Origin of the sequence: Microcoleus sp. T3_A4 (assembly GCF_036700465.1) — a bacterium.
GTDB lineage: Bacteria > Cyanobacteriota > Cyanobacteriia > Cyanobacteriales > Microcoleaceae > Microcoleus.
The window spans coordinates 95,287-117,411 of sequence record NZ_JAUBOY010000011.1; the positions used below are offsets into that span (position 1 = coordinate 95,287).

A 22,125-nucleotide genomic window follows, 5' to 3' on the forward strand; every position below is an offset into this window, starting at 1 on the left:
CGCCCTCTTTGGATTTTAGATTTTAGATTTGAGATTTTTGATTTTTATCTTGAATTGAATGTTTAGATGCGCGCCTCAAGTCGTGTGACTGTTGATGGTTAGACCTCAATCGAAAATCGCAAATCGCAAATCTAAAATCGATTTCACGCTGCCCACCGCGCCGAGCGCAGAATTTTCACTTGATCTAGCAGTCGGAGCACTTTCTGAGCTGGTGCACCTAACATCCATTCTCCCCTCAGAAATGGAATCATGCCGTCTGGTGCATTGTTCTGAGAGTGCAGTTGCTCTACGTCGAGCCAGTCCATCCCCACAATTCGATCGACTGCCAGCCCCAAAATCGTGTCTTGGTCTTCCACAGCCACGATCGGGATTTCGGGTCTATCTGTGTTCAGAGGTGTTTGGTCTCCCAGAAATTGACCCAGGTCTGCCACCCAAATCACTCGTCCTCTCATATTTAGCGTACCTAAAAGCAAAGAGGAAACGTTGGGGATCGGGGTCATGCGGTCTGGGGAAGGGGATAGTACCTCTCTAATCCCTGTCGCCGGCAGAGCGAACTCGTTCCCCGAAGGAACGTAGAACCGCAGGTGCAGCTCGCCTTCGGGAGTTTCTAGTTCTTGGAATTCCGGAGCCGGATCTACGCCTAGTCCTGGTAATATAAAGTCTGGGCTACCGCTAATCATAATTCTGACACCTGCATTTCTAGCAAATTGTTGAGGTTTCCGGCCAAGAAGAACCCGATCGAAACTTCGATCGTCGAAACTTGACACAGCCAAGCTTGACACAGCCAAGGGGTGAATGGCGCTACTGCCGGAGGTACTTGGCAATAAATTTGCTCCGTCAATAATTGACTGCCATCAATAAATTCGCGCGACCAATGCTTACAAATTAGCTCAAATAGAGTACGAACAATTAATTTGAAACCCCTAAAGCTTCACTTTGTAATCCCACCGCCGTCTCCATTGGTAAAACTCTGGGTAATTTCTGCGATGAATGCTAAACCGATACTCGGATTAGCGAGGAGTTGTTGACATGGCTGGTGTCGCGACAATCATAAACGGAGTCACTTAAGACTGACAATTGCACTCTCTGACTTTGTACAGAAATACCTAGCAATAAGTAGCTCTGTACATCAGTTTTTCGGAGCGGCTACAAGTGGAGAACAAGTATATTATATTTGCACTTTGAGCGTGTTAGACCCACTTGGGTCTAGAAATTGAACAGAGTTTTACCGACGCCCTTATGCCAGCGCGCGGATTAATACATTCTAGTTTATGGTGCGATCGCCAATAGTACCCCCAGCTTTCTCTTTGTGGTGGCCGAGACTTGAGCTAACCGCAGGTACAAAAAAGCTCCCATCCTGCCATCGGTGCGAAAGTTATTTTTCTTCTAATTGGTCTTCTGGCGATCGGTCTAATAATCTTTCCGAGAGATTGAGCCGAGGGTAGCCCGGGCCCACATATTTTTCTACCAGCATCAATAACTCGCTTTCACCAAAAGGTTTGGTGTAAAAGTCTGTAGCTCCGGCCATGCGGGCTTTAACGCGGTCGATAAATCCGTCGATCCCCGTCAGCATCACGATCGGCGTCTGCCGGAAAGCGCTAGAACTACGCAGCATAGCGCAAATTTCGTAGCCGTCGAGTTCTGGCATGGCGATATCACACAGAATTAAATCGGGTTTGAGTGGAAACACCAAACTCAGGGCTTGGAGGGGATTGCCGATCGTAGTAGCTTCGTAACCGTGTTCATTTAAAATTGACTCGACTGTTTTGCGAATAGTATTGTCGTCGTCAATACAGACAACTCTCGGAACCTTGGTTTCTGGGGACGACCATTCTTTTTTATTGTTGGCCGGGGCAACAGAGGGTTCGTAAAATACTTGCACCAATCCCTGCTGCACAAAGGGGTAAATCGCCTTAGCGACAGTGAGCACGTCTCGGTTGAGGTAGCGCGCCATTTGGCGGATCGAAGTGTGCCCATCGGCCCAGCGTCGGAGAGTATTAAAGGTATTGACAGGCAGCGCGACTCGCAGCTCGGAGGGGTCTGAAATCACCGGGCATTGGTTGGGCGACTGAATGTGAGGGTGAAACTGCTTCCACTGCTGCACCTGTTTGACAATCTTGGCCAGCAGGGAGCTAATTTCTAAGCTGGTCAGTTGAGGAGCCAAAGCTGGGCCCATTTCAAAAGTGAAGGAACCCTGGTGGAGACTGAGCAAGTCAAATAGGGTTTCGTGGATCATGCTCTGGATGATGTTGCGCCCTTGAGCTGGGGTGAGGATGTGGTTTTCTAGCAGGGCCCATAGGTAGCCGTATTCTGGGGCATTGGTAGATGCCATATAGGGAACTTGGATTTTGTCGAGGGCGGTATCTGCTTTGTAGCGGCGCAGGTAGTCGCGCAAGCGAAACAAACTGCCCGCACTCTGGGTAGCGTAAATAATCTGACCGTTGAAGCAGAAGACATACCAGGATTGTCCTGCAAGGGAGCGCGGGGTAGGTTGAGTACCCGTGCTGCTGCCGGTGGAGGTGTAGGCCTCTACGAACAGTTCTCCGGTTCGCTGACCTAACTCAATCAATTGCAGGATGCTGCGGATGTCTATTTCACTCAAATTTCCCTGCATGCAGCTAAAGTATCCTCCTTAAAACCGTTGGTGTCTGAGCTCGGAAAGACTGTGTGCTGGCGAAAAGATTGACTTTAGTTTCCGTCAATAATTTACGCGCTGATGCTGATCTCACAATTGGGAATTGACGAAAGGGCGATACTTGCTGCGGCTCCTCGGCCGCACTACCAGTCCACAAGCTGAAACCGCGAAAGTCGCGACATTCTCTAAGTGTAGAGTTTCACCTGAGTATTCCCACTGCTGCCTAAACTCGTAGAATCCACTTCGCACGATTGCACGGGTGTTTCGAGTATGCAACGCTGGCCTTCCCGACTGGTTCAAGTCTTCGATAGCCAAAGTTTTGAAGTTTTTGGCTGAGTATGCCGTCAGTTTATCGAGCACATCTTGGCGTAGGTCAACTTCAAAATACCGAGGATTCTCTCGTTTTACCGCTGCTACCAGCAGCAAGTGCCGATCAAGCCCCGATGGGAACTTGAGGCTAGTCTGTTGGGTTGGATGAGTTGCGATCGAGGTTTTTTGGGTTTGCCACAGCCCTAAAATCAGGTGCAGTCAAAATGAACCTTTTTTGGCAATTGTCAGGAAAACCCTCAGTGCCGATCGACCTTTTTGCTCGCCCGCGGCGATCGTCATAGGCTCCCGTCATTACCTTATTCTAAGGCAGCGCGGTTCAAATCCCTAGTCCGCCGGAGCCAGGCACCAGCTTGGGGGCAGCAACGGCTTTTTTCACGATCGACCCATAACTAAAGCGTTGTAAAATCAATAGAAAGTTTTGGATCGAAACGCCAGAGGCAAGCCCTGGGCTAACGACATGGGGATTTAGACTTGGGGATCAGTCGGTAGGGACTTGTAAGTCTCGTGAAACGATTGTGTTGCTAAAACCAGAGTGGTATAATTGGTACAGAGCAATTCGCCAGAGTAAGAATAACTTTCAACCCATTGAAATATCCTAGAGGGTGAGCAACCCCGGTAACGCACTAATCCGATTAATTCGGAATAGTTAAAGGGCAAATAATTGCAGCATAGGTCACGTTCAACCTTAAAAATATGAAGGACTCAGCAAGTATGCGCTCCGGGATCAGTAAAGTTCTTTGAGTGAGTAGAGGGATATTTGAATGTCCCGTTGTCGTCTAGAAGGTGGGCAAGAATCCTCCGGCTTTAGATGTGGGGAGGTTCAAGGACTGACCTTTTTCAGGTTTGGTCTATGGCAGTCTCCGCAGTGAGAGCTAGTCTTTAATCAAGCGGCATTCGTACTGCTCTCTCATTCCTCCAGACAACTGGCGGCGGCCGTACTTTCTGGAAGTTCTCCCGTGAGAACGTGCTATGCGTGAGTGCTGAAGAAAAGTTAGAAAAAAATGCTATCCCCCGATTGGGCAAACGACACCAAAAAGTAAGACTTTATTGGCAAAAAGTTATCCTTACTTGTCTATACTTGTTTACTTTAGGTAAGTTGACTAAAGATCACACGCAGTGTTATGTTTAGCCAAGAACCTTTGGCTTAAGGGGGATAGCCTACTTATGTTGGAATTAGCCGTCTACCCAACAGCGTAGGAAGTAAACACCACTTATCTTTTAGGCCTTTAAGTAACTTAAAGTAAGTTGGGATAGGTTTTACGAAGCAGAGGACTATTAGTGTGCTGTATCTAGCGGAAGTACAAAAACAGAGAAGCGGCTTTGGTCTCGGTGGCGGTAAGGCTGAACTGAAACTGCTAGCTTGTCAGCGGGGCGAACATAACTGGAGCGCCGTACCAGGTGATGACGCGATCCCAGTTGAGGAAGCTAATAAGTTTAACGACGGCACGCTGGTGCTGGTTGAGTTGAGCGCTAGCAAGCAAGTGCAGCGGATTCAGGAGGCGGCCCGCCAGTTGGTGAGCATTCTGCAAAATTTCTCGCGATTGCAGGACAAGTTTAAGGATAAGGAAGAGGAAATTGAACAGTGGAAGGCTTCTCTGACGTTTTCGAGTCAGGAACTCAATCGCCGGGAAATGGAAATGCAAGCCCGCGAAGAGCAGTTGGCTCAAATGGAAGAGGAGTTGGAGCGGCTGGAGGCTCAGCGCTCAGAAATTGAAAATACTAGAGATGAAGCTAACCGACTGCGAGAGGAAGTCGATCGCAGTCGTGTGGAAATTGAGACGGCTTGGGAACAGTTGCGGGGCGAGCAGCAACGGGTGGCCCAGCAGCAGTCTGAGGTTCCGCAGGGGGCAGTAGTTGATGAGCAGCAGACGCAGAGGATTCAGGAGTTGATGCAGAAGCTGGGAGGGGCAATTGCTTCTGCCCACGGGGTGCGGGAACAACTGAATCAGTCTTTTAGTGCCGTGGGCGCTCAACAGGCAATTCTGGATCAGCACTGGCAGCAGTTGGAGCAAAAACAAAGCATAGCTCAACAGCAACAAGAAGAGGTCGATCGACAAAATCAGAGCCTCCAAAACCGCTGGCAAGAGTGGTACCAATCTCAAGAAGCTTTGGCCGGGGCTCGGGCGGAGCTTAAAGGGCAGCAAAGTACCCTCAGCGCTAAGCAGGATCAGGCTCGGTCTGTGTCTTTGCAGGTGCGGGCTGTTGAGGATATTTACCAGCAAGTTTCCAGGCTCGCATCTGCTTCGGGTGCTGCGGGTACGGAGCAGAAAGTAGATGTGTCAGCTTTGGAGAAGATGCCTGTTGATGAGTTACAGGGGCTGGTGCAACACCTGCAACAAGATTTGGAAAAGGTGTTCCGGTTTGTTAACGATCAAGAGGAGGAGTTGACTCTGCAGCGGGAGACAATCGAGGAGCTGCAGGGGAAAATTCAAGCTGCTAGCGAGTACGATCGCATGGCTTTGGAAAATGAAATGGCAGATGAACTCGAAAGTTATCAGATGTTGAACGAAACTCTGGTGGGACAGCGCCTCCGGTTGCAGGAACGGGAAGATGTTTTAAAGCAGCATCAGGCGGTGCTGTGGCGGCGGCTGGGTACTGCTAATGCTCCAAAACAAGAGCGAGGAGATATTGATTTGGGGCCGATTGTCGCACAGCTCGATACTCAGCGGCAGCAGCAAAGCCAAGAATTGCAAAGACTGGAAAACGAAATTCAGCAGGTGCGGGAAGCTATATCCCAAATGGAGGCAAATGTCAACCGCCAAAATGGGGAAAGTGAGGCGAAACGCTACGAACTCAAGCAGTTAGAGCAGAATTTGTTCAACCAGAAAGGTGCAGTGGCGCAACTCTGGGGCAGGGTGAATGTTTATCAAGAAATGTTGCAGCCGGTGCAGGACAATTTGACTGCGCTACGCCAAAAGCTCGAAGCGGTGGCGGGGGAACTCGATCGGGTGCAGGAGACGGGAGACGAGCAAGGTCGGATAGTTTCCGATTTGCGGCAAGTCCTTTCGGGTTTGATAACAGCTTAAAATTTAATATGTAAAATTATCGAAGGGTGTTCGACTCGACCGATCGCTCCTCCAGGAAATGGATCGGTTTGCGATCGGTTGGGCGCTACGATTAAGCTGGTTAGTTTTTCTACGCTTTCAAAACTGGGCGCCGAGGGCAATATTTGTTGCAGTAGTTGCCGCATTGCCCGTCGCTGCAAGGCCAGGGCTGCTTCGCGCAAAATCGGGCGATTTAACTTGACGGGAAGTTGAAAATTTACCTGCGGGCTGTCTGCAATTGGAGACATTGCTCGCTGTAGCAAGTCGCTGGCTGCAAGTTCGAGATATTCTACGTCGGCGCGGAGGAGTTCGGCTGTTTGAGCTAGGGCTTGTTGGGCTTTTGGGTTGAAATGAGTTTCCAAATAAGGCAATAATTCCGATCGAATCCGGTTGCGACTATATTGCAAGTCTTGATTTGTGGAATCTTCCCAAATGGGTAGTTTTTGCTCTTGACAAAATTGACCTGTTTGCGATCGAGTTATTTCGAGCAAGGGACGAACTAAATAGATTTTAGATTTTAGATTTTGGATTTTCGATTGGGAATTTTCATCCTGATTTTCCAATTTAAAATCGGCCAATATTTGGGAGTTGGGATTTTCGCCGGAATTCCCTAATCTAAAATCTAAAATCGGCAATTGAAAATCGAGCAGGGGCCGCCTCCAGGTGAGGGCAGAAAGTCCGTCGGCGCCACTGCCGCGAATCAGGTTGTAGAGGAGTGTTTCGGCGCGATCGCTGGCTGTGTGGCCTGTAACAATGTAGGGGTAGTTGTGGGCGATCGCAATTTCGGTTAAAGCTTGATATCGCCACTGTCTGGCCGCTGCTTCTGTTTTGGGGATGTCCGAGGCTGTTTCCAAATAGTAGGATATTCCCCAGTTTTTAGCTAATTGTTCTACATGATTGGCCGAGGCTTCCGAGTCAGAACGCCAACGATGATCGCAGTGAACAATCGCTAGGTTCCATCCCCATTTTGGCTGCAAATCTAGCAGTAATTTAATTAAACACAGAGAATCTTGTCCGCCGGATACTGCTACTAGCAATCGCTGATTAGATGGCAATATTTGTCGGTGCAGCAGCGTCCGGTGCAGTTGAGCGTGGAGGTGCGTCCAATTGGAAGATTCAGCCATGAGAGCAGTTTTTCATTAAGCAAAAATAAGGAAGTTAGACAACGAGCCGTGTACGGGATTTAACGGATGGATTTTGAGCAAAGAAGGGGGATTATCCCCCCTCTCCCAATCTCTCAGTCTTTGCCTTCCTAGCTCCACATTCCTATACTTTGGGGGTCGCGGTCTGGATACCTAGAAATAGGAAAATGATTATTTATTTCTGTTGAGTCACATTGATTTAATGGCTCATCTATATCGGTTTGATTTGAGCTAGCTACGGCGTCGTTTTGCACGGTGTCCGATCTTTCGGCAGCGGCAGGAAGGGCTTTTTGTTCTTTGATTTCAGGTTCAAGCGGAATGAATTCCAGACGCATTCTAAGTTTTCCTTTCGTCCAGTCTTTGCCAGCACTTAATAGCTCGCAATCCAGACCGTCTGAAAATAATTTTTCGTCTACCAATTTTGACTGCATAATGGCCATAAATTCGCTGACTTTGAATGTACATTGATACATCAAAGCGCTGGTAGGGGCAGACACAACATCGTCTTCTTGGGGAAATATTGGCGATTCGTCCATATTAATTGTCCTTATTTTAATGAAGGAAGTTCGGCAACGGATTTTGTAACGGATGCAACGGATGTAACGGATGTGAGGAAGACCGAAGTTATAAGAAGGAAGAAAGGTCTTCGGCGAAGCTGATCGGGTAAAAAAAGGGAAGAAGGAAGAGGGAGTTAATTATTAGAATCTCGCTGGTTGAGTAAGGTGGGAATTGCCCACCCTACAACCGGAGATGATATTAATCCCGATTCTTTGACTTATCCTGTGCTTCTTTGGCCCATTGGTGGATTAGGAATTAGAAAAACCAACCGTAGGAATGTAAACCTTTGCCTAACAGATTGACGCCTAGATAGCAAATCCAAACTACCACAAAACCTGTGGCTGCTAAAATTGCTGGGCGTCTTCCCTGCCAGCCGCGAGTGATGCGGGCGTGCAGGTAGGCAGCAAATACCAACCAAGTAATTAGCGCCCAAGTTTCTTTCGGGTCCCAACTCCAGTATGAGCCCCAAGCTTCGTTAGCCCAAACCGCACCGGCAATAATGCCAACTGTCAGTAAGGGGAATCCTAAACCGATGATGCGATAGCTAATGTTATCAAGAGTTTCTGCTAGATTCAATCGCTGGGGCGAGAGAAGTTCTGCGGTTTGAGTTGGGGAGGTTGATGCGGTTTGAACGGTTGCTAATTCAAGGACTGCGGTGGTGGCCGAACCGTTATTGTTGGAGTTGAAAGAGGGTTCGCTGAAAGCTAACGCGCTGTCGGCGCTGGTTTCTGCAATTTGAGGTTCGGGGTTTTGAGGGCGTTGGAGGCGGTAGTTGCCGTTGCGGTTGCTGTTGGTGCCGAAGGAACTACCGGTGAGTTCGATTTTTTGGCCGCGGGTGACGATTAAAAAGGCGATCGCCAGTAGCGCTCCTACCATTAAAGTTGAGTAACTGAGCATCATGACGCTAACGTGCATCATCAGCCAGTTTGATTTGAGGGCGGGTACTAGGGGCTCTGCAGACTGCATGGTTGCGGGCAGAGTCAGGGCTGCAAAGGCGGATATTGCCATTGCTACGGGGGATGTGGCTACTCCTACTAAGCGGGAATGGCTCATGTTTTCCGCGACTAGGTGGATGGCGGTGATTCCCCAAACTAGGAAAAATAGGGATTCGTAGAGGTTGCTTAAGGGGAAGTAGCCGGCTTCTATCCATCGAGAACCGAGTAAAGCGGCGATGGATAGGTTGGCGACGGCCATTCCTGCGGTTCCTAGGGCTGATAGGTAGGGAATGCCGGGGAATGCTGCGCCAACCCAGTAAATGAGCATTGTGGAGAACAAAACGGCAAAGGAGATGTTGTCCAGCCAGTTCTGGAGTACGACCAGATCCATAAAAATTACTCCGGTAGTGTTTTTACTTATTTTTGCTAACTAGATCGATCGTACTGGGGTTGGGCAGTTTTGGGTTTGGGATTTTGAATTTTTGTGGCAATTATGAGTGGTTGGCGGTTGTTGAGGTGGGAGCGGGCGATCGCGCGGACGCATCAAACAAGCTACTATTGACCCACCAGACGAGTGTCACCCCGTCAAGTCACGCTTGTTGATTCTGGCTGAGGACTTGAGGTTGGACGAGTTCCAAGTAAGGAAACACGGAATGCTGATGGGCGAAATTCGATCGCCGATTAACAAAATTAGGACTTACGCACGGGGGGCCAGAAACCGGGTTTTAGGAAAATCCTTCGTTTTTACCCAGAGATTAAGTAAAAAACCCCGTTTCTTTGTCGGGAGTGCGTCTAGGACTGAAAATATAGGATGTTTTTTGATCTGGGGCTATCTGGAATCCTTTAGAATTGATTGAGCTGATTACCCATTTGCTGTTTTTGCAACCAGCAAAAAAACGGAAGCCCCCGACAATCGTTGTGGATACTCCCCAAATTTTAGACTAAAGCTCAACCTCCCAGATTTATCAAGGCGAGTCAAATCTAAAATCTAAAATCTAAAATCTAAAATCGACTGACGGTTCGAGCAGTTCCATAGGTTAGAGGAGATGTTGGGTTAATGCGTAGAGATTCAATATTTTACAAGTTATTTCAAGAAGCTCCGACGCTGCTGTTTGAGCTATTGGAAGAGTCACCATCGAATGCGGAACAGTATCGATTTGACTCCGTTGCTGTGAAGGAACCGAAGTTTGAAATTGATGGGGTGTTTTTGCCACCGGATGCTGAGCCTGGAGTTGTATATTTCTGTGAGGTGCAGTTTCAGCGGGATGAATTGCTTTATGAGCGATTGTTTGGTGAGTCGTTTTTGTATTTTTATCGCAACCGTCAGCGATTTACAGATTGGGAAGCGGTGGTGATTTATCCGAGTCGATCGACTGAACAATCAGACCCGCATCCGTATCGATCGCTCTTGAGCAGCAATCAGGTACATCGCGTATATTTGGATGAGTTGGGGGAGATTGAACAGTTGCCGCTGGGGGTGGCGCTGATGGCGTTGACGACTATCGACGAAGCGAGTACGCCGGAAGCGGCGCGATTGTTGTTGGCGCGATCGCAGCGGGAGGAATCTGAGGCAGCGAGTCGCGCCATAATAGAGATGCTGACGACGATACTGGTTTACAAGTTTACAAATTTGAACCGAAGGGAGGCAGAGGCGATGTTAGGGATTACGCTTGAGGAAACTCGGTTTTATCGGGAAGCTAAGGAAGAAGGCATCGAACAAGGCATTGAACAAGGCATTGTGCAAGGCCGCGAACAAGAAGGAAGAGCCTTGATTTTACGTCTGTTAAATCGCCGTCTGTTAAATCGGCGAGTTGGAACATTACCGGAATATATCACCACTAGAATTGCTGATTTGTCGATCGAGCAAATTGAAACTCTAGCAGAGGAATTGTTAGATTTTCAGTCGATCGAGGATTTAGAGGTTTGGCTGGAGAATTTGCCGCAGGGAGAGTGATACGAGGTTAGGAATTGTACTTGAGGGGGCGATCGCGCCATTTACGCGCACAAACACATCAAACCTACTCCCCCTCTAATTCCTGGGTTTTAGGGTTCTTTTGGTGCATCCGCCGTTGCTGAGAGGATGTTCAGGGTGCGATCGGGGATGATTCCGGCGGATTAGAAGCGGATTGATGATGGTGGAAGATGTTTTGGGCGATCGGACCGACAGACTTATGTTAAACTCGACCTCTTGCAAAAAATAGCTAAGACGGGCAAGATACCCATTCCATAAGAAAAGATGATTGTTGTGGGATGGCCCGGAGAACCCGTCCTAAAATTGGATTAAAAGGACTTTTGCAAAAGGTCTATTTTCCTGTAGTTTCGGTCCCTCACAGTACCTCCGGCGAACGACTTCTTTTTAAAGCAATAGATAATTGCCTCAATCGTTCGCTAACTTCTAAATTCGATTCTTGTGACTTCAAGTTATCAGGTATTTCAGCAAACAGAAGTGGATTTCCCTGCAACCACTCATTGAGAGCAACGCCAGTCCAAGTACCTTCTTTGTCTCGGAAACTATCCACTAAACCCTTCAGTTCTTGAATACAGTATGACTCGAAACCAGCCGCACTAAAAATTGCATAAACTAAGTATTCTTCAAACGCACTAATATCATTTCCTACCTCAAAAACTACAGCTTCTTCTTGTGGCGATTTTATGTCCTTAGAAAAATCTCCCACTATTTGCGCTGCTACCCCAGCAATTTGGGTTGCTATTCCTGTAACTCCTAATACTTGTTGCCGAATCTCCGAATTAAATAGTAAATCTGAACCATATTTTACATATTTTTTGAGAACCCTAAATGCAGCTTCTTCCCCACTATAGTAGTTATCAATAATTTCAATATCTACCCCTAAACTTTTGATTATTTTATTCCGAGTATCACTATTAACTGGGCCGCGAATCAGCGCTTCAGCAACTGGACGAGCAAAGCGTAAAAATAATACGCTTAAGCTATTCTCTAGTTTTGCTAAAAAATATTCCTCTGAATTTTCAATGAGCCGGGGTTTTACTTGATTACTTTCCCATAATAAACTTGTCATATATTCAACTAATTTTAATGCTTCATCCTTAAGTTCTAAAGCAAGTTGATGAGCAATTGCAGAGAGAAGCTTACTAATATCACCGTACAAATCATCACGCCAAGCAAAATTGGCTTTCATGCGGTCAAACTCAGGATTGGAGTTAGCAAGAAAGATAGTGTCTTTCTTTTTAAATGTTTCCTCCCTGAGTTTCTGCATTTCATTGTCAACGATTTGTAAATATCGTTCTCTAAATTTTTCTATTTGAGTGAATGACTTAGCATTTGAACTGTCTAAGGATTTGTTGACCACAGAATATTCATAGTATTTTTGTAAATCAGCTTTGATTGTTTCCCATTTTTGATTCCACCATTCGGTAAAGAAAACCCGCCGATTATTTTCTTCAAATAGCTTGGCTTCTTCAGGATTTTCTGGATACTTTTTGCTGACTGTAATATAAATCTGTTCGGAATTGCTGAAAATTTTATTGATAGAAGCTTCGCATCTTTTCTTTAAAATCGAGACACGCTCAGTGTTGATATAGTTAAATATTTTTTCTTTAATTTCGGGAATTCCAGTACCATTTTTATTCAGAGTTTCTTCATCAGTAATTCCAGTTAGTCTCTTTAACTGAGCTTCGATATTACTTGCATCCCCAATCTCTAACTTAGTCTGTTCTCCTGCTAAACCATTCAAAATTAGATAGGCTCCGGCTGAACCATATACAATGCGTTCAGGTGGAAGCTTTGCACGCTTTAACCAGTCTTGAGATGCTTCTTCAATATGTGTTTTAAGGGTCTCTGCACTACCTAATGAATCAATCCGACTTAAAAATACAAAAAGCTTATCAGCAACGGTGACGTTTTTATCGCCAAGTTCAGTAAACTTGATTATTTCTAGTTCCTTTTCTCGGAGGCTAGTAAACCGCTGTACCAATATCACCGCATCACAGTCAGAGAGCATTGCTTGTGCTTCGTCAACGTGCTTTGCTAAACCTGAATCTAAACCGGGAACATCATAAAAAACAATTCCTTCAGCCTGAGCAAGTTTGTTAGTATAAAGTCTCGCCTCTAAAACAGCGTGAGCATACTTTTCATCTGCTACATACTTTTTGAGCGGTTCTCTAATATCTTCTAGTCTAGTAAAGGGAAAAGTCAGATTACCTTCTCTTCTTACCTGTTGTAAGGTTATTTCGTTTGCTCGTATAGTATTTAGGTCTTCTTTCGCTCCAACTTTCTCAAGTTCCTTGAGTAAGTTGATAAACTCTTCTTCGGTTCTCGCTTGTACTTCCAGCCTTTGTTCAGACTCGTTTTCAACTGAATAAATTTGTGTTGTGGTAAATGTGCATCTTCCTCCCTTTGCTGGAAGTAAATCACATTGCAACCAAGCATTAATAAAGGTGCTTTTTCCTGCTTTCTCTAACCCGACAACAGCGATGCGAAACTCGCGTTTTTTGAGTCTTTCAAGTTGACGGCGAGTAGGTTCTGCTTCTTGTAAAAGTACCTCTTTGAATCGAGCCGGAACTTCAGCTTGGGGTAAGTTGGCTAAATTTACCGCGTGTCTTTGGATGCTTAAAGCGTCAGTGAGACGAGTCTCATAGTAAGAAGATGCTGTTTTCCAGTCCATTTGTAGGCTCCTTAAATGCGGTTAAATTTTTCTAATCCAGATAAATTTTCAAGACAAGCTAATTGTTTAACAATACACTGAGCTTGAAGTGGTAGATTCGTCTTTAAATAGTAAGGAATCTTTTTATCAATCAGGTTTCGACCATCATTAATATTGATTCTGAGATAAACTTCTCTTCTACTATCAAGTGGAATAGACTCATGTGTTATTTTTAAATATTGCTCATTTGAGTCAGCAACTTTAACAGTAGTACATAAAAAGTAAGAGGCATTATCTATGAGGTATGTTAGCTCATCAACTTTTAAATTTGAACGGTTTACGAAATTGCTTGCTATAGATGCTGGAATAACAAGACATAAATCAGCAGGAATTGGAGGTGAAAAAATGGGTTGCTCTTTTATTTCTTGAACCGCCGGTTTTATTTTATCCTGTTCCTTTTGATCAAGAGTTTGCTTATAAAAAAACAATCCAACGAATGTAAAAGCTGCTGCTACAAAAATCCACTCCATATTTCCTCCTTGAAAATTTTTTACCAATTTTGCAGGTAGTTTTAATATTTGAATATTTCTGAAAATTGCATCCAACAAGTCATCAATAATTTTCTTGTCTTCATCTTTATTAGCATGAGGTTTTATCCCAAAATAATCACATATTTTTCTTGTTTTTTCTTGTTCTAGTGATTGTTCTTCACAAAGTATCATCTGAATAGTCTTATATAAAAGACCTCTTTCAATCCCTTGTATTTGAGGATATATGTTATTACAAACTTGATCATATAGGCTTTTAGGATTTTCGGTTGCCACTAGATTTTAATGCTCCTCTTTTAAAACTTTTTCTAAGCTAGAAAATTCTTCTGCAAGGTTTTGAGCTTTTTGTTGAATAGGTTGCCAAACATTTTTTTGCTTTTCATAATCTAGAGTAATTTCTTGGTTAGCTTTATCAAGTCTCGTTTGATAACGGTCAATAATATCATTCTGAATTTTATCTACATTTTTTTTTAAATAATCAATTTGTTCTAGTAGCCAAGTTGCAATTTTGTTTACTATTTCTGCTTCTCCCTTTTTCGACTGAATAATCCAACCTGTTAGTAAATTTTCCACACTAGGTATTTCGGCATTATCACTAGAGCGTGTTTCATATTTCGTGTGATAAACAGTTTTTTTTGCTATCCATAATGTATACCAAATTCTTTTCTCTGTGGGAACCTGTACGGATTCTTGCCACGTTCCTTTGTTAATAGGAAAACCTGCTTCAAAACGAAAATTAAATGTAAGCTGACTATCAACTTTACTAAATTTAGATTCAGGGAATTTTATGGCTATATTAGGTGCAATATCATTTGCACCTTCTTCAATATAAGATAAGTGGCAATTGAAAAGTTCTACTACTGCCTGATACATTCTATTTAATTCTTGGTTAGAAATTTGCTTTAACACATCCTCCATTACAATATTCAAATGAATAGCTAGTTCATTTAATTCTTCATTTATTTGTTTAAGTTGATTCTTCTCAGAATCAGTTTTTGCTTTCATTATTTTACCTTCTTTAGCTACAGAAGCAGTATAGCCTAAGTTTACAAGTCTGTTTAAGTTTCTTCCTAGCAAATTGACATTTAAAAGATTTGCTTTTTTTAAATTTGTACTGTCTAAGTCTACCTTTCCAGTTTCTAAAGACTTTGCTACTGCTTCTAATACTTGTTTAATTCCTTGACCTAATTCCCGTCTCCATCCATAAAGAGGATATAATTTTTCTCCTAACAAATTATAAGGTTCTACATTCTTAAGTTCTAAAATTGTTGATTCAAGATATAGCACAGGATCATCTTCTGACTGTTCTGCTATAACTTGTTTAATCTTTGTATCTATTCTTTCAAATGGCTCTCTTAACTTGGCATCGCTAGTTTCTAAAAACTGTTCAAGTAATGACCTAATGTCTGATATTTTTTTACATTCCTGTTTATAACGTGCTTCGGAACTATTCAGAATGGCTGTTGTTGTTTGTGTTGCCCATTCCGTTACTGCATTTCCAGCAGCTACATTAAAACGTTCTATAGCTTGCGGTATTACTAACTGTGGAAAGTGTTGATTAATATGTTCCTTTAAGTGTTGCTGAAACTCTTCTGCATAAGATTCTTGCCATAATGCTTCAGCAACTCGGTTTCGATCGTGTCTAGACCATTTTTGTACGTTACGTGGCAGGACTTCTAATATATCTTCATTAATTAATCCGTTAAAATTGTTGTCTGCCTTTTTACAGGCTTCAGCACTATAGATATCATCATTATTTTGGATCTGAAGGGCTAGTAGCGCAGGCCAGGTACTAAGTTTGACAACTTGTAACTTCTCAATATCTTCTGTATATTCTTTTAATTGTTCAGTCAATTCGTTTTTTATATCACGTATAGCTTTCTCAACAAAGCGATTTTCTGTTTCAGGCCAATTTTTGTCGGCTCGAAAAACGTCAATCCGATTCAGAGTAAAGAGCATACGTGCAGGAGAACCACCCAAATCTTTTACCTGCTGTACAACTTCTTGCAGTAAACTTTTTACTTTATGTGCATCGGTTTCTGCACTATTGTATGTGACTATGCACAATGCCTCTCGGCACTGTTTAATAACATCTGCGTTACCTTGATCGCCCACATAAGCCAAACCAGGTAAATCAAGAATTTTTACCCTTGTTCCTTGGGGTAGTTCCAGTTTAGACTCTTTGACAAGCCTGAAAGGGTAAAAGATGGTAGATTGTGGGCAAGCTAAATTCGGTTGTGTTTCTCTGTTTTCGATATAACTTATCATTACTTGGTATAAGCGCTGATAAATTTTTTCCTCTCTGATACCTCTCCATTCTCCACACTCCCACAATGCTCCTGGTGTTTCATGGATTATTAGAGACTTTTCCTTGCTATATTCGATAGTGACTGCCCCTGCACTCATTTCACTTACGGCTACAGGAACAATTTCGGCTCCACACAACAAATTTACCAAAGTGCTTTTCCCACTACTGGTGGTTCCTGTAGTCGCCAGAGTCAGAGTCGGATTACGAAGTTGATCAACCAGATTGCTTAAAGCCTCGTCTAACTTTATAGACAGTTCTTGCATTTCAGGCTGATATGTATCTGGTAAATGCTCTGAAATTTCTGTATAAAAATTATTCCAGTATTTAGCAAGCAGTTGAGCTTTGAATTCTACTTCGTCAAAAACTTTGTATAATTGTTTACTCATGTGTTAAATACTGGTGTTGATAATGAATATGTATCCTAGTTAACATATTTGAGTCGCAACTGATAGAGGGCTGACAGCCGCACTGTTTAATTATGACTCTAGGTATAATACTATAACCTGTCAAGAGGCGATCGCACTTTATTTAAATAAAGTTACAAACAGGCTCTTCAGATTGTGGCATATCTTTAATTAGATGAGCGGCGGGCGTTCCTGAATGCAGGTATGAAACGATCGCACCAACGCCGAAAGAGCGCTCTAAATTGCGATCGATTATACCCATATTCCCCAACGCAGCCGATCGAACTGTCGCACAATTAGCAAACAATCGATCGACTAAAACAAACCTCATTACCAAGGATTACCAATCATTCTAAAAGCAGACCAATAATAAGGATGAGAAAAATTCTGACTCCCCACGTTTGCCAATTCCGGGGGTAGTGGCAGATTGCCAACAGAAGTGTGTAGCATCCCCCCTTCAATTCGCACCTCTTGGCGCAACATCGCTAATTGCGCTTGCCGCAGTGCTTCTGCTTTAATCGGAGCAGTTTTTAACTGCCCGTAAAACTCCGCCATCAATCCCAAACTGCCCTCGTCGCTGACATACCAAAGAGTCGCCATAGCCGATTTAACCCCGGCTTGCACGGCTAACCCGCCAAAGCCCAACTCGGCCTCTCGATCGCCCACAGCAGTCCTGCAAGCGCTCAAAACTAACATTTCCACTTGCGGGCTGTGCCATCCCATTTGTCGTAACTGATTTAAACGCAGTTTAGTATCCCACAACTGAATAAAGGATTGGCTGGGGTCTCCCGATCGAAATTCGGCGTGAGTAGCCAAGTGAATCATCCCAAAAGGATACTGCTGGCGCTGCGATTTCAAATTAGCCAGGGTAAAAGCTTCATTCAAGAAAGACTTGCCCGGCCACTGCTGCGGGGTGATGGTCGATACTTCTATTTCCGCCGCGGGCAAAGGACTCATATCTGCAAATTGCGACGCCCCCATTGCCAGAACTTGGGTATTTTTGAAATTGGTGGCGCTGGTATCTGTCAAACTCAGACTCGGCATCGATCCAACACTGTAACGCTCTACCAGAAAGCCTTTACCGTCGTGCAGCGCACCCATCGGTATCGATCGCAACCCCATATCTGAGATAAAAGATAAATTCTCAATGCCTTTGGCTTGCAGTTCTGCTTCGAGCGGCGCTACCATCCACTGGTAAAGTTGCTGAGCCAAGGGCAAATAACTTGTAGTCTTGCGCTTTACCGGATTAGTGAGTTCATCGCGAAATTTCCGAACAGCTTCCATTACCTGGGCGCGAGAGGTTCCAGGGATGCGCTGGCGAACGGGCACACCTTCCGGGGTGATCACCATCATTTCCAGTTCGTCAGAGGCTTGAATTTGCTGTTCTACACGCAAGATGGACGAACTGCTGTAAGGCCGATCGACTGTAGAACCCCTGGGTACAAAGCTGATATAAATGAGAGCTGGTTTGATGCCTGTGGCTTGTTGGACACTGCGAAGGGTATTTTGGGCATCTTCTAGGGTGGCGATCGCATTTGTTGATGGCAAACTTAGGTAATCGGCAAACTCCCTGGTAAATCTCTCCTCCACAGGAAAAATAACGGCATCGACGTTAGTTGGCAACTTGGAAGCGTCAAGATTCCCAAACGCGGGAGGTGAAATGCGCTGTTGCAAGGAATTAGATATCTGGTTTTGCTCTTGCAAGCTGGGCGAAAATAAACGATTTGTGCTGGGTGGCTGGTTGGCAGCGAGCTCCGGTGTCGGTATCGGTGCGAGATTTATCGGCGCAGCAGCAGGCGCAACCACTGGATTTTGAGTAATTGTTGGTGCTGGCGCTGGTGCTGGAGTTGGTAGGGATGATCGCGGGGGAGTCGGCGCTGGTGCGGGCGCTGGTGCGGGCGCTGGTGCTGGTGCGGGTGCGGGTACTGGTGCTGGTGCGGGTGCGGGTACTGGTGCGGGCGCTGGTATAGGAGCTGGTGCGGGTGCTGGTACAGGAGCAGGCGCTGGTATAGGAGCTGGTGCGGGTGCTGGTACAGGAGCAGGCGCTGGTACAGGAGCAGGCGCTGGTACAGGAGCAGGCGCTGGTACAGGCGCTGGTACAGGAGCGGGCGCGGGTGCTGGTGCTGGTGCGGGCGCTGGCGCTGGTACAGGGGCAGGCGCTGGTGCGGGTGCTGGTGCAGGCGCTGGCGCTGGTACAGGAGCAGGCGCTGGTGCTGGTGCGGGTGCTGGTGCGGGCGCTGGCGCTGGTACAGGAGCAGGCGCTGGTGCTGGTGCGGGTGCTGGAGTTGGTAGGAATGCTTGTGGGGGAGTCGGCGCGGGTGCGGGTACTGGTGCGGGTGCTGGTGCTGGTGCTGGTGCGGGTTCAGGTGCGGGCGCGGGTGCTGGTGCGGGCGCGGGTGCTGGTGCGGGCGCGGGTTCAGGAGCGGGTGCTGGTGCGGGTGCGGGTGCGGGTGCGGGTTCAGGTGCGGGTGCGGGTGCGGGTTCAGGTGCGGGTGCGGGTTCAGGTGCGGGTGCGGGTTCAGGTGCGGGCGCGGGTGCGGGTGCGGGTGCGGGTTCAGGTGCGGGTGCGGGTTCAGGAGCTGGTGCTGGTGCGGGCGCTGGTGCGGGTGTTGGTGCGGGTGTTGGTGCTGGTGTTGGTGCTGGTGTTGGTGCTGGTGTTGGTGCTGGTGTTGGTGCTGGTGTTGGTGCGGGTGTTGGTGCGGGTGTTGGTGCTGGTGTCGGTGCTGGTGCGGGTGTCGGTGCTGGCGATACTGAAGAAGCCGTAATGTTAATTTGGGTCGGCTGTACTATCTGAGGATCGGGGCTGAAATAACTTCCCTGTGTAATCACATTTTCCTTCTTTGGACCGCCGGTGGCAATACTGCCAGCAGTACCGTTGACTCTGTTATAGTCTCGCCCGATGCTGAAAAAAGTGTTCGAGGCTTCGCCACCGTGGCGAATGGTGATATCTCCACCATTGGCGCTACCAGTGGTGGATGCGGAAATGCTGCAAGCTTGCGACAAGCAGTTGTTATCGTTTGTGAAAGTGCCTGTCGCTCGGAAATTACCGCCGGCTGTAATGTCAATCTTTCCTCCGCCTGTTAGGCCTTCGGTGTTGATATGGGTTACTTCGATGTCGTTGCGGGCGTTGAGGGTGACTTCGCCACCTTGTTTTTCTTGGGAGTTGGCGTCTATGAACCCTGTTTGAATGCTGCTTGAGGGTGATGCAATACTAACGTCTCCGGCGTTGCTGTTTTTGTCGATCGACCCTGCCTTGATATTGCCTGTTTCTACTTTTCCGGTACGGCTGGTGACGGTGATGTTGCCGCCTGCGGTGGTGTCGGAATGGGAGTCGAGATCGACAGTGCGAATGTCGCCACTAGCTTGTAGGGCGATTTGGCCACCTTGGGAACTTGTCAGGTTTCCGCTGACTGTAATGGTGTTGGCTGCTTGAATGTCGATCGCCTGAGCGTTTGCATCTTTTAGTGCCACGTCCCCCGCAGCTACTGCTCGGTTAGAGGCCGTGAGTACCACTTCACCGCTGGCATTGACGCTGATGCCTGTAGCGTTTGTTTCACCAATGCCGGTGAGCAGTTCGGGCAAGGATGCGATCGAGAATGTCGAAGCTGTTGGCGCTGTTCCTGGGCTCGTCGCTGAGGGCGGCTCGATTTCCAAACTCAGCAAATTGCCTCGCTGGCTGACGCGCACTAAATTTGTCCCGGAGACTGATGCTACGGTAAGTTGACCGTCTGGGGCCGAAACGCTGCCGGTGCTGACAACTGTGCCGCCGAGCAAGGTTAAGTTCTGCCCTGACTTGACTGCTAAGTTTGCCGTGCTGATAATTGCCCCTGCTTGAGCGGCCCCAAAAGTAAAAGAATTGGGCGCGCCTGTCAGAGATGTGTAGGTGCTACTACCGACAGCGTTAAACGAGTTTGAACCAAATCCAATAGCGGTGGCGGTGGTTGCTGTGAAAGAAGCCGGCACGTTTAAGCTGGCACTGTTGCCAAATATGATGCCGGATGGATTCATCAGAAACAAGTTAGAATTGCCGCCGGTTACTTGAATTAAGCCGTTAATAATCGAGGGGTTGCCGCCGCCTATGCCCGCTAAAATGTTGCGAATGTTGGGGTTTGATATAAAGTTGGCAATCTGATTTTCCGATAAGCCGAATTCTGTAAAGCTGTGGAAAAGATTTTGTCGATCGCTCGATAATTGTCCGCCTTCAATATCGAAGCGAGTTGGCTGCCCAGGAGTTCCGTTTTGCGCTGCGGGAGTGACGGTAGTACCCGTTGCGTCCGCCGCTGGAACAATTGTTTGACCTTCGGCTTTTGCTTGCCAAAAGTAAAGATTTATTAAGACTATTTGCAGAGCAACTGCCAGTTTGCTTATTCTTGCTTTTAATAGAAATTTCGACGTTTTTTGAATATTTTTGACGGTTTTCATAGGTTTTTAATGGGTAAAATATATAAATCACAGAAATTAGGTAAAGAAATCGGCTTTTTAGAAAAAACTTGGGTTGACGGCTGTGTCACTAAATATCTGCACATCTGTGCTGTGTCTGGTCAATGTGCGTAGAAGATTGGAAATCCACCCCTCATTTTCAGAGGGGGTATTAGTGAGTTATTCTGTGAGTTTTATTGCTAAGTAAGCTTGACCTGGTAAATGTTCACGTTCCCTTGTTAGGAAAGCGATACGCTTTATCAACCTGTTTACTCGTTCCTTAATCGCCTTCGACACTGCATAATGCTGGTGTTTACATCACGGTGTTATGACCAGATGAAACTGGTCAGTTAAGACGCTTGACGGCAGGTTCCGATCTTGTACAGGTGCTGACTAGGAATGCCAATATCTGCATAGGTTTTTCGGAACAGTTGAAGACGCTATATTTATGAAGCAACCGGGTTCCTGACTGCAAGTGCATTTAGGAGTCAATGGGTAGAATTGGCCTCTGCTTTTGCAATTTTCTCAGAGTATCTTCTCCACATTCTAAATATAACTTGAAATGCCTAGGCTCTGTATCTTCCGCATGACATATTAATAAAACATAACAAAAACGGCCTTTCTAGAGGCTATCCGACGCCTAGAAACCCGGTTTTTTAAATATTATTGATAGTCTGAAGGAAGGATGGGGGTTCAAAAACTAGGTTTCTGCGTCCAAGACTGACCGGGAAACATCCCAAAATATTTTATACACAAGAAAAAATACTATACGCTTGCCGAAAATTAAAATTATGGAAAGAAGAAATGAGAAGGAGTCAAAAGACAGAATTCAGAAGGTAGAATACCCCCTGCCTGAAGTGAGAGTTAAGGGTCACGGAAAGAATTTTTGTGATCCACGATTAAAATCGGGGCTTTAAACCTCGATTCTCGATCCTGTCGCACAGAATCCCTTCTGGATTCTGGCTGCTGAATTGTTCTTCAGTAAGTCAAATTGTTAGAGTGTTCAGAAACCCGGTTTATTTAAAAAACCGGGCTTTTGGGTTTATTTGTGTGAGGTTTTGTGAAGTAAAACTCCTTAAATCCGACTCTATTTCCTTCTTGCAGTCAACTCCACTATTGCCGATTTTGAGCTGCTGCTTTTCGGTTTTAATCGATCGCCCTGTTGGTATTTAAGGGGGTG

General features: G+C 45.9%; 14 protein-coding genes. 2 read left to right on the plus strand and 12 right to left on the minus strand.

Annotated features, from left to right (window positions below; translation table 11 throughout):
- Positions 1–143 precede the first annotated feature (143 nt).
- The 4 genes from QUA07_RS08670 to QUA07_RS08685 all read right to left on the minus strand — a co-directional run bounded on the left by QUA07_RS08670 (position 144) and on the right by QUA07_RS08685 (position 3,257).
- Positions 144–677 (minus strand): chemotaxis protein CheW, encoded by a 534-nt coding sequence (locus QUA07_RS08670; RefSeq protein WP_039887356.1) that lies wholly within the window; start codon positions 675–677, stop codon positions 144–146.
- Positions 677–841 (minus strand): hypothetical protein, encoded by a 165-nt coding sequence (locus QUA07_RS08675; RefSeq protein WP_333324146.1) that lies wholly within the window; start codon positions 839–841, stop codon positions 677–679. Before QUA07_RS08675 ends, QUA07_RS08670 begins: the two co-directional genes overlap by 1 nt.
- Positions 842–1,375: 534 nt before the next feature.
- Positions 1,376–2,614 (minus strand): response regulator, encoded by a 1,239-nt coding sequence (locus tag QUA07_RS08680; RefSeq protein WP_333324148.1) that lies wholly within the window; start codon positions 2,612–2,614, stop codon positions 1,376–1,378.
- Positions 2,615–3,092: 478 nt separating this feature from the next.
- Complete coding sequence (locus tag QUA07_RS08685; protein ID WP_333324150.1) at positions 3,093–3,257, minus strand: hypothetical protein; 165 nt, start codon at positions 3,255–3,257, stop codon at positions 3,093–3,095.
- Between the two features lie 988 nt (positions 3,258–4,245).
- Between QUA07_RS08685 and hmpF the strand changes: the two genes are divergently transcribed.
- Positions 4,246–5,991, plus strand: coding sequence for a pilus motility taxis protein HmpF (gene hmpF / locus QUA07_RS08690; RefSeq protein ID WP_333324152.1), 1,746 nt, complete (start codon positions 4,246–4,248; stop codon positions 5,989–5,991).
- On the opposite strand, the gene tilS is transcribed toward hmpF, so the two are convergent.
- From tilS to ccsB, 3 genes are all read right to left on the minus strand, one after another.
- Positions 5,988–7,133: a tRNA lysidine(34) synthetase TilS gene (gene tilS, locus QUA07_RS08695; protein ID WP_333324154.1), complete on the minus strand. Its 1,146-nt coding sequence runs from the start codon at positions 7,131–7,133 to the stop codon at positions 5,988–5,990. The two genes, hmpF and tilS, sit on opposite strands and share 4 nt — an antisense overlap.
- Positions 7,134–7,261: 128 nt before the next feature.
- Positions 7,262–7,687, minus strand: coding sequence for a KGK domain-containing protein (locus QUA07_RS08700; protein WP_333324157.1), 426 nt, complete (start codon positions 7,685–7,687; stop codon positions 7,262–7,264).
- A gap of 277 nt (positions 7,688–7,964) precedes the next feature.
- Positions 7,965–9,035 (minus strand): c-type cytochrome biogenesis protein CcsB, encoded by a 1,071-nt coding sequence (gene ccsB / locus QUA07_RS08705; RefSeq protein ID WP_333324159.1) that lies wholly within the window; start codon positions 9,033–9,035, stop codon positions 7,965–7,967.
- Positions 9,036–9,701: 666 nt separating this feature from the next.
- Here ccsB and QUA07_RS08710 point away from each other — a divergent pair.
- Positions 9,702–10,598 (plus strand): Rpn family recombination-promoting nuclease/putative transposase, encoded by an 897-nt coding sequence (locus QUA07_RS08710; RefSeq protein ID WP_333324160.1) that lies wholly within the window; start codon positions 9,702–9,704, stop codon positions 10,596–10,598.
- Positions 10,599–10,971: 373 nt separating this feature from the next.
- Here the strand turns inward: QUA07_RS08710 and QUA07_RS08715 are convergent, their stop codons facing one another.
- The 5 genes from QUA07_RS08715 to QUA07_RS08735 all read right to left on the minus strand — a co-directional run bounded on the left by QUA07_RS08715 (position 10,972) and on the right by QUA07_RS08735 (position 20,948).
- Positions 10,972–13,287: a dynamin family protein gene (locus QUA07_RS08715; RefSeq protein WP_333324162.1), complete on the minus strand. Its 2,316-nt coding sequence runs from the start codon at positions 13,285–13,287 to the stop codon at positions 10,972–10,974.
- 11 nt (positions 13,288–13,298) lie between these two features.
- Positions 13,299–14,090, minus strand: a complete 792-nt coding sequence (locus QUA07_RS08720; protein ID WP_333324164.1) for a hypothetical protein — start codon at positions 14,088–14,090, stop codon at positions 13,299–13,301.
- 6 nt (positions 14,091–14,096) lie between these two features.
- Positions 14,097–16,508, minus strand: coding sequence for a dynamin family protein (locus QUA07_RS08725; RefSeq protein WP_333324166.1), 2,412 nt, complete (start codon positions 16,506–16,508; stop codon positions 14,097–14,099).
- Between the two features lie 142 nt (positions 16,509–16,650).
- Positions 16,651–16,857 carry a hypothetical protein gene (locus QUA07_RS08730; protein WP_333324168.1) on the minus strand — a complete coding sequence of 69 codons (207 nt, stop codon included), beginning with the start codon at positions 16,855–16,857 and terminating at the stop codon, positions 16,651–16,653.
- The gene (locus QUA07_RS08735) at positions 16,857–20,948 is read right to left on the minus strand and encodes a CHAT domain-containing protein (RefSeq protein WP_333324170.1); all 4,092 of its coding nucleotides are present in this window, start codon (positions 20,946–20,948) and stop codon (positions 16,857–16,859) included. Before QUA07_RS08735 ends, QUA07_RS08730 begins: the two co-directional genes overlap by 1 nt.
- Positions 20,949–22,125 lie beyond the last annotated feature (1,177 nt).

Bases quoted from the DNA above. Each gene is read 5' to 3' on its own strand.
- QUA07_RS08680 (WP_333324148.1), bottom strand. From the start codon at position 2,614: ATGCAGGGAAATTTGAGTGAAATAGACATCCGCAGCATCCTGCAATTG.
- QUA07_RS08685 (WP_333324150.1), bottom strand. From the start codon at position 3,257: ATGACGGGAGCCTATGACGATCGCCGCGGGCGAGCAAAAAGGTCGATC.
- tilS (WP_333324154.1), bottom strand. From the start codon at position 7,133: ATGGCTGAATCTTCCAATTGGACGCACCTCCACGCTCAACTGCACCGG.
- QUA07_RS08700 (WP_333324157.1), bottom strand. From the start codon at position 7,687: ATGGACGAATCGCCAATATTTCCCCAAGAAGACGATGTTGTGTCTGCC.
- ccsB (WP_333324159.1), bottom strand. From the start codon at position 9,035: ATGGATCTGGTCGTACTCCAGAACTGGCTGGACAACATCTCCTTTGCC.
- QUA07_RS08710 (WP_333324160.1), top strand. From the start codon at position 9,702: ATGCGTAGAGATTCAATATTTTACAAGTTATTTCAAGAAGCTCCGACG.
- QUA07_RS08715 (WP_333324162.1), bottom strand. From the start codon at position 13,287: ATGGACTGGAAAACAGCATCTTCTTACTATGAGACTCGTCTCACTGAC.
- QUA07_RS08725 (WP_333324166.1), bottom strand. From the start codon at position 16,508: ATGAGTAAACAATTATACAAAGTTTTTGACGAAGTAGAATTCAAAGCT.
- QUA07_RS08730 (WP_333324168.1), bottom strand. From the start codon at position 16,857: ATGAGGTTTGTTTTAGTCGATCGATTGTTTGCTAATTGTGCGACAGTT.
- QUA07_RS08735 (WP_333324170.1), bottom strand. From the start codon at position 20,948: ATGAAAACCGTCAAAAATATTCAAAAAACGTCGAAATTTCTATTAAAA.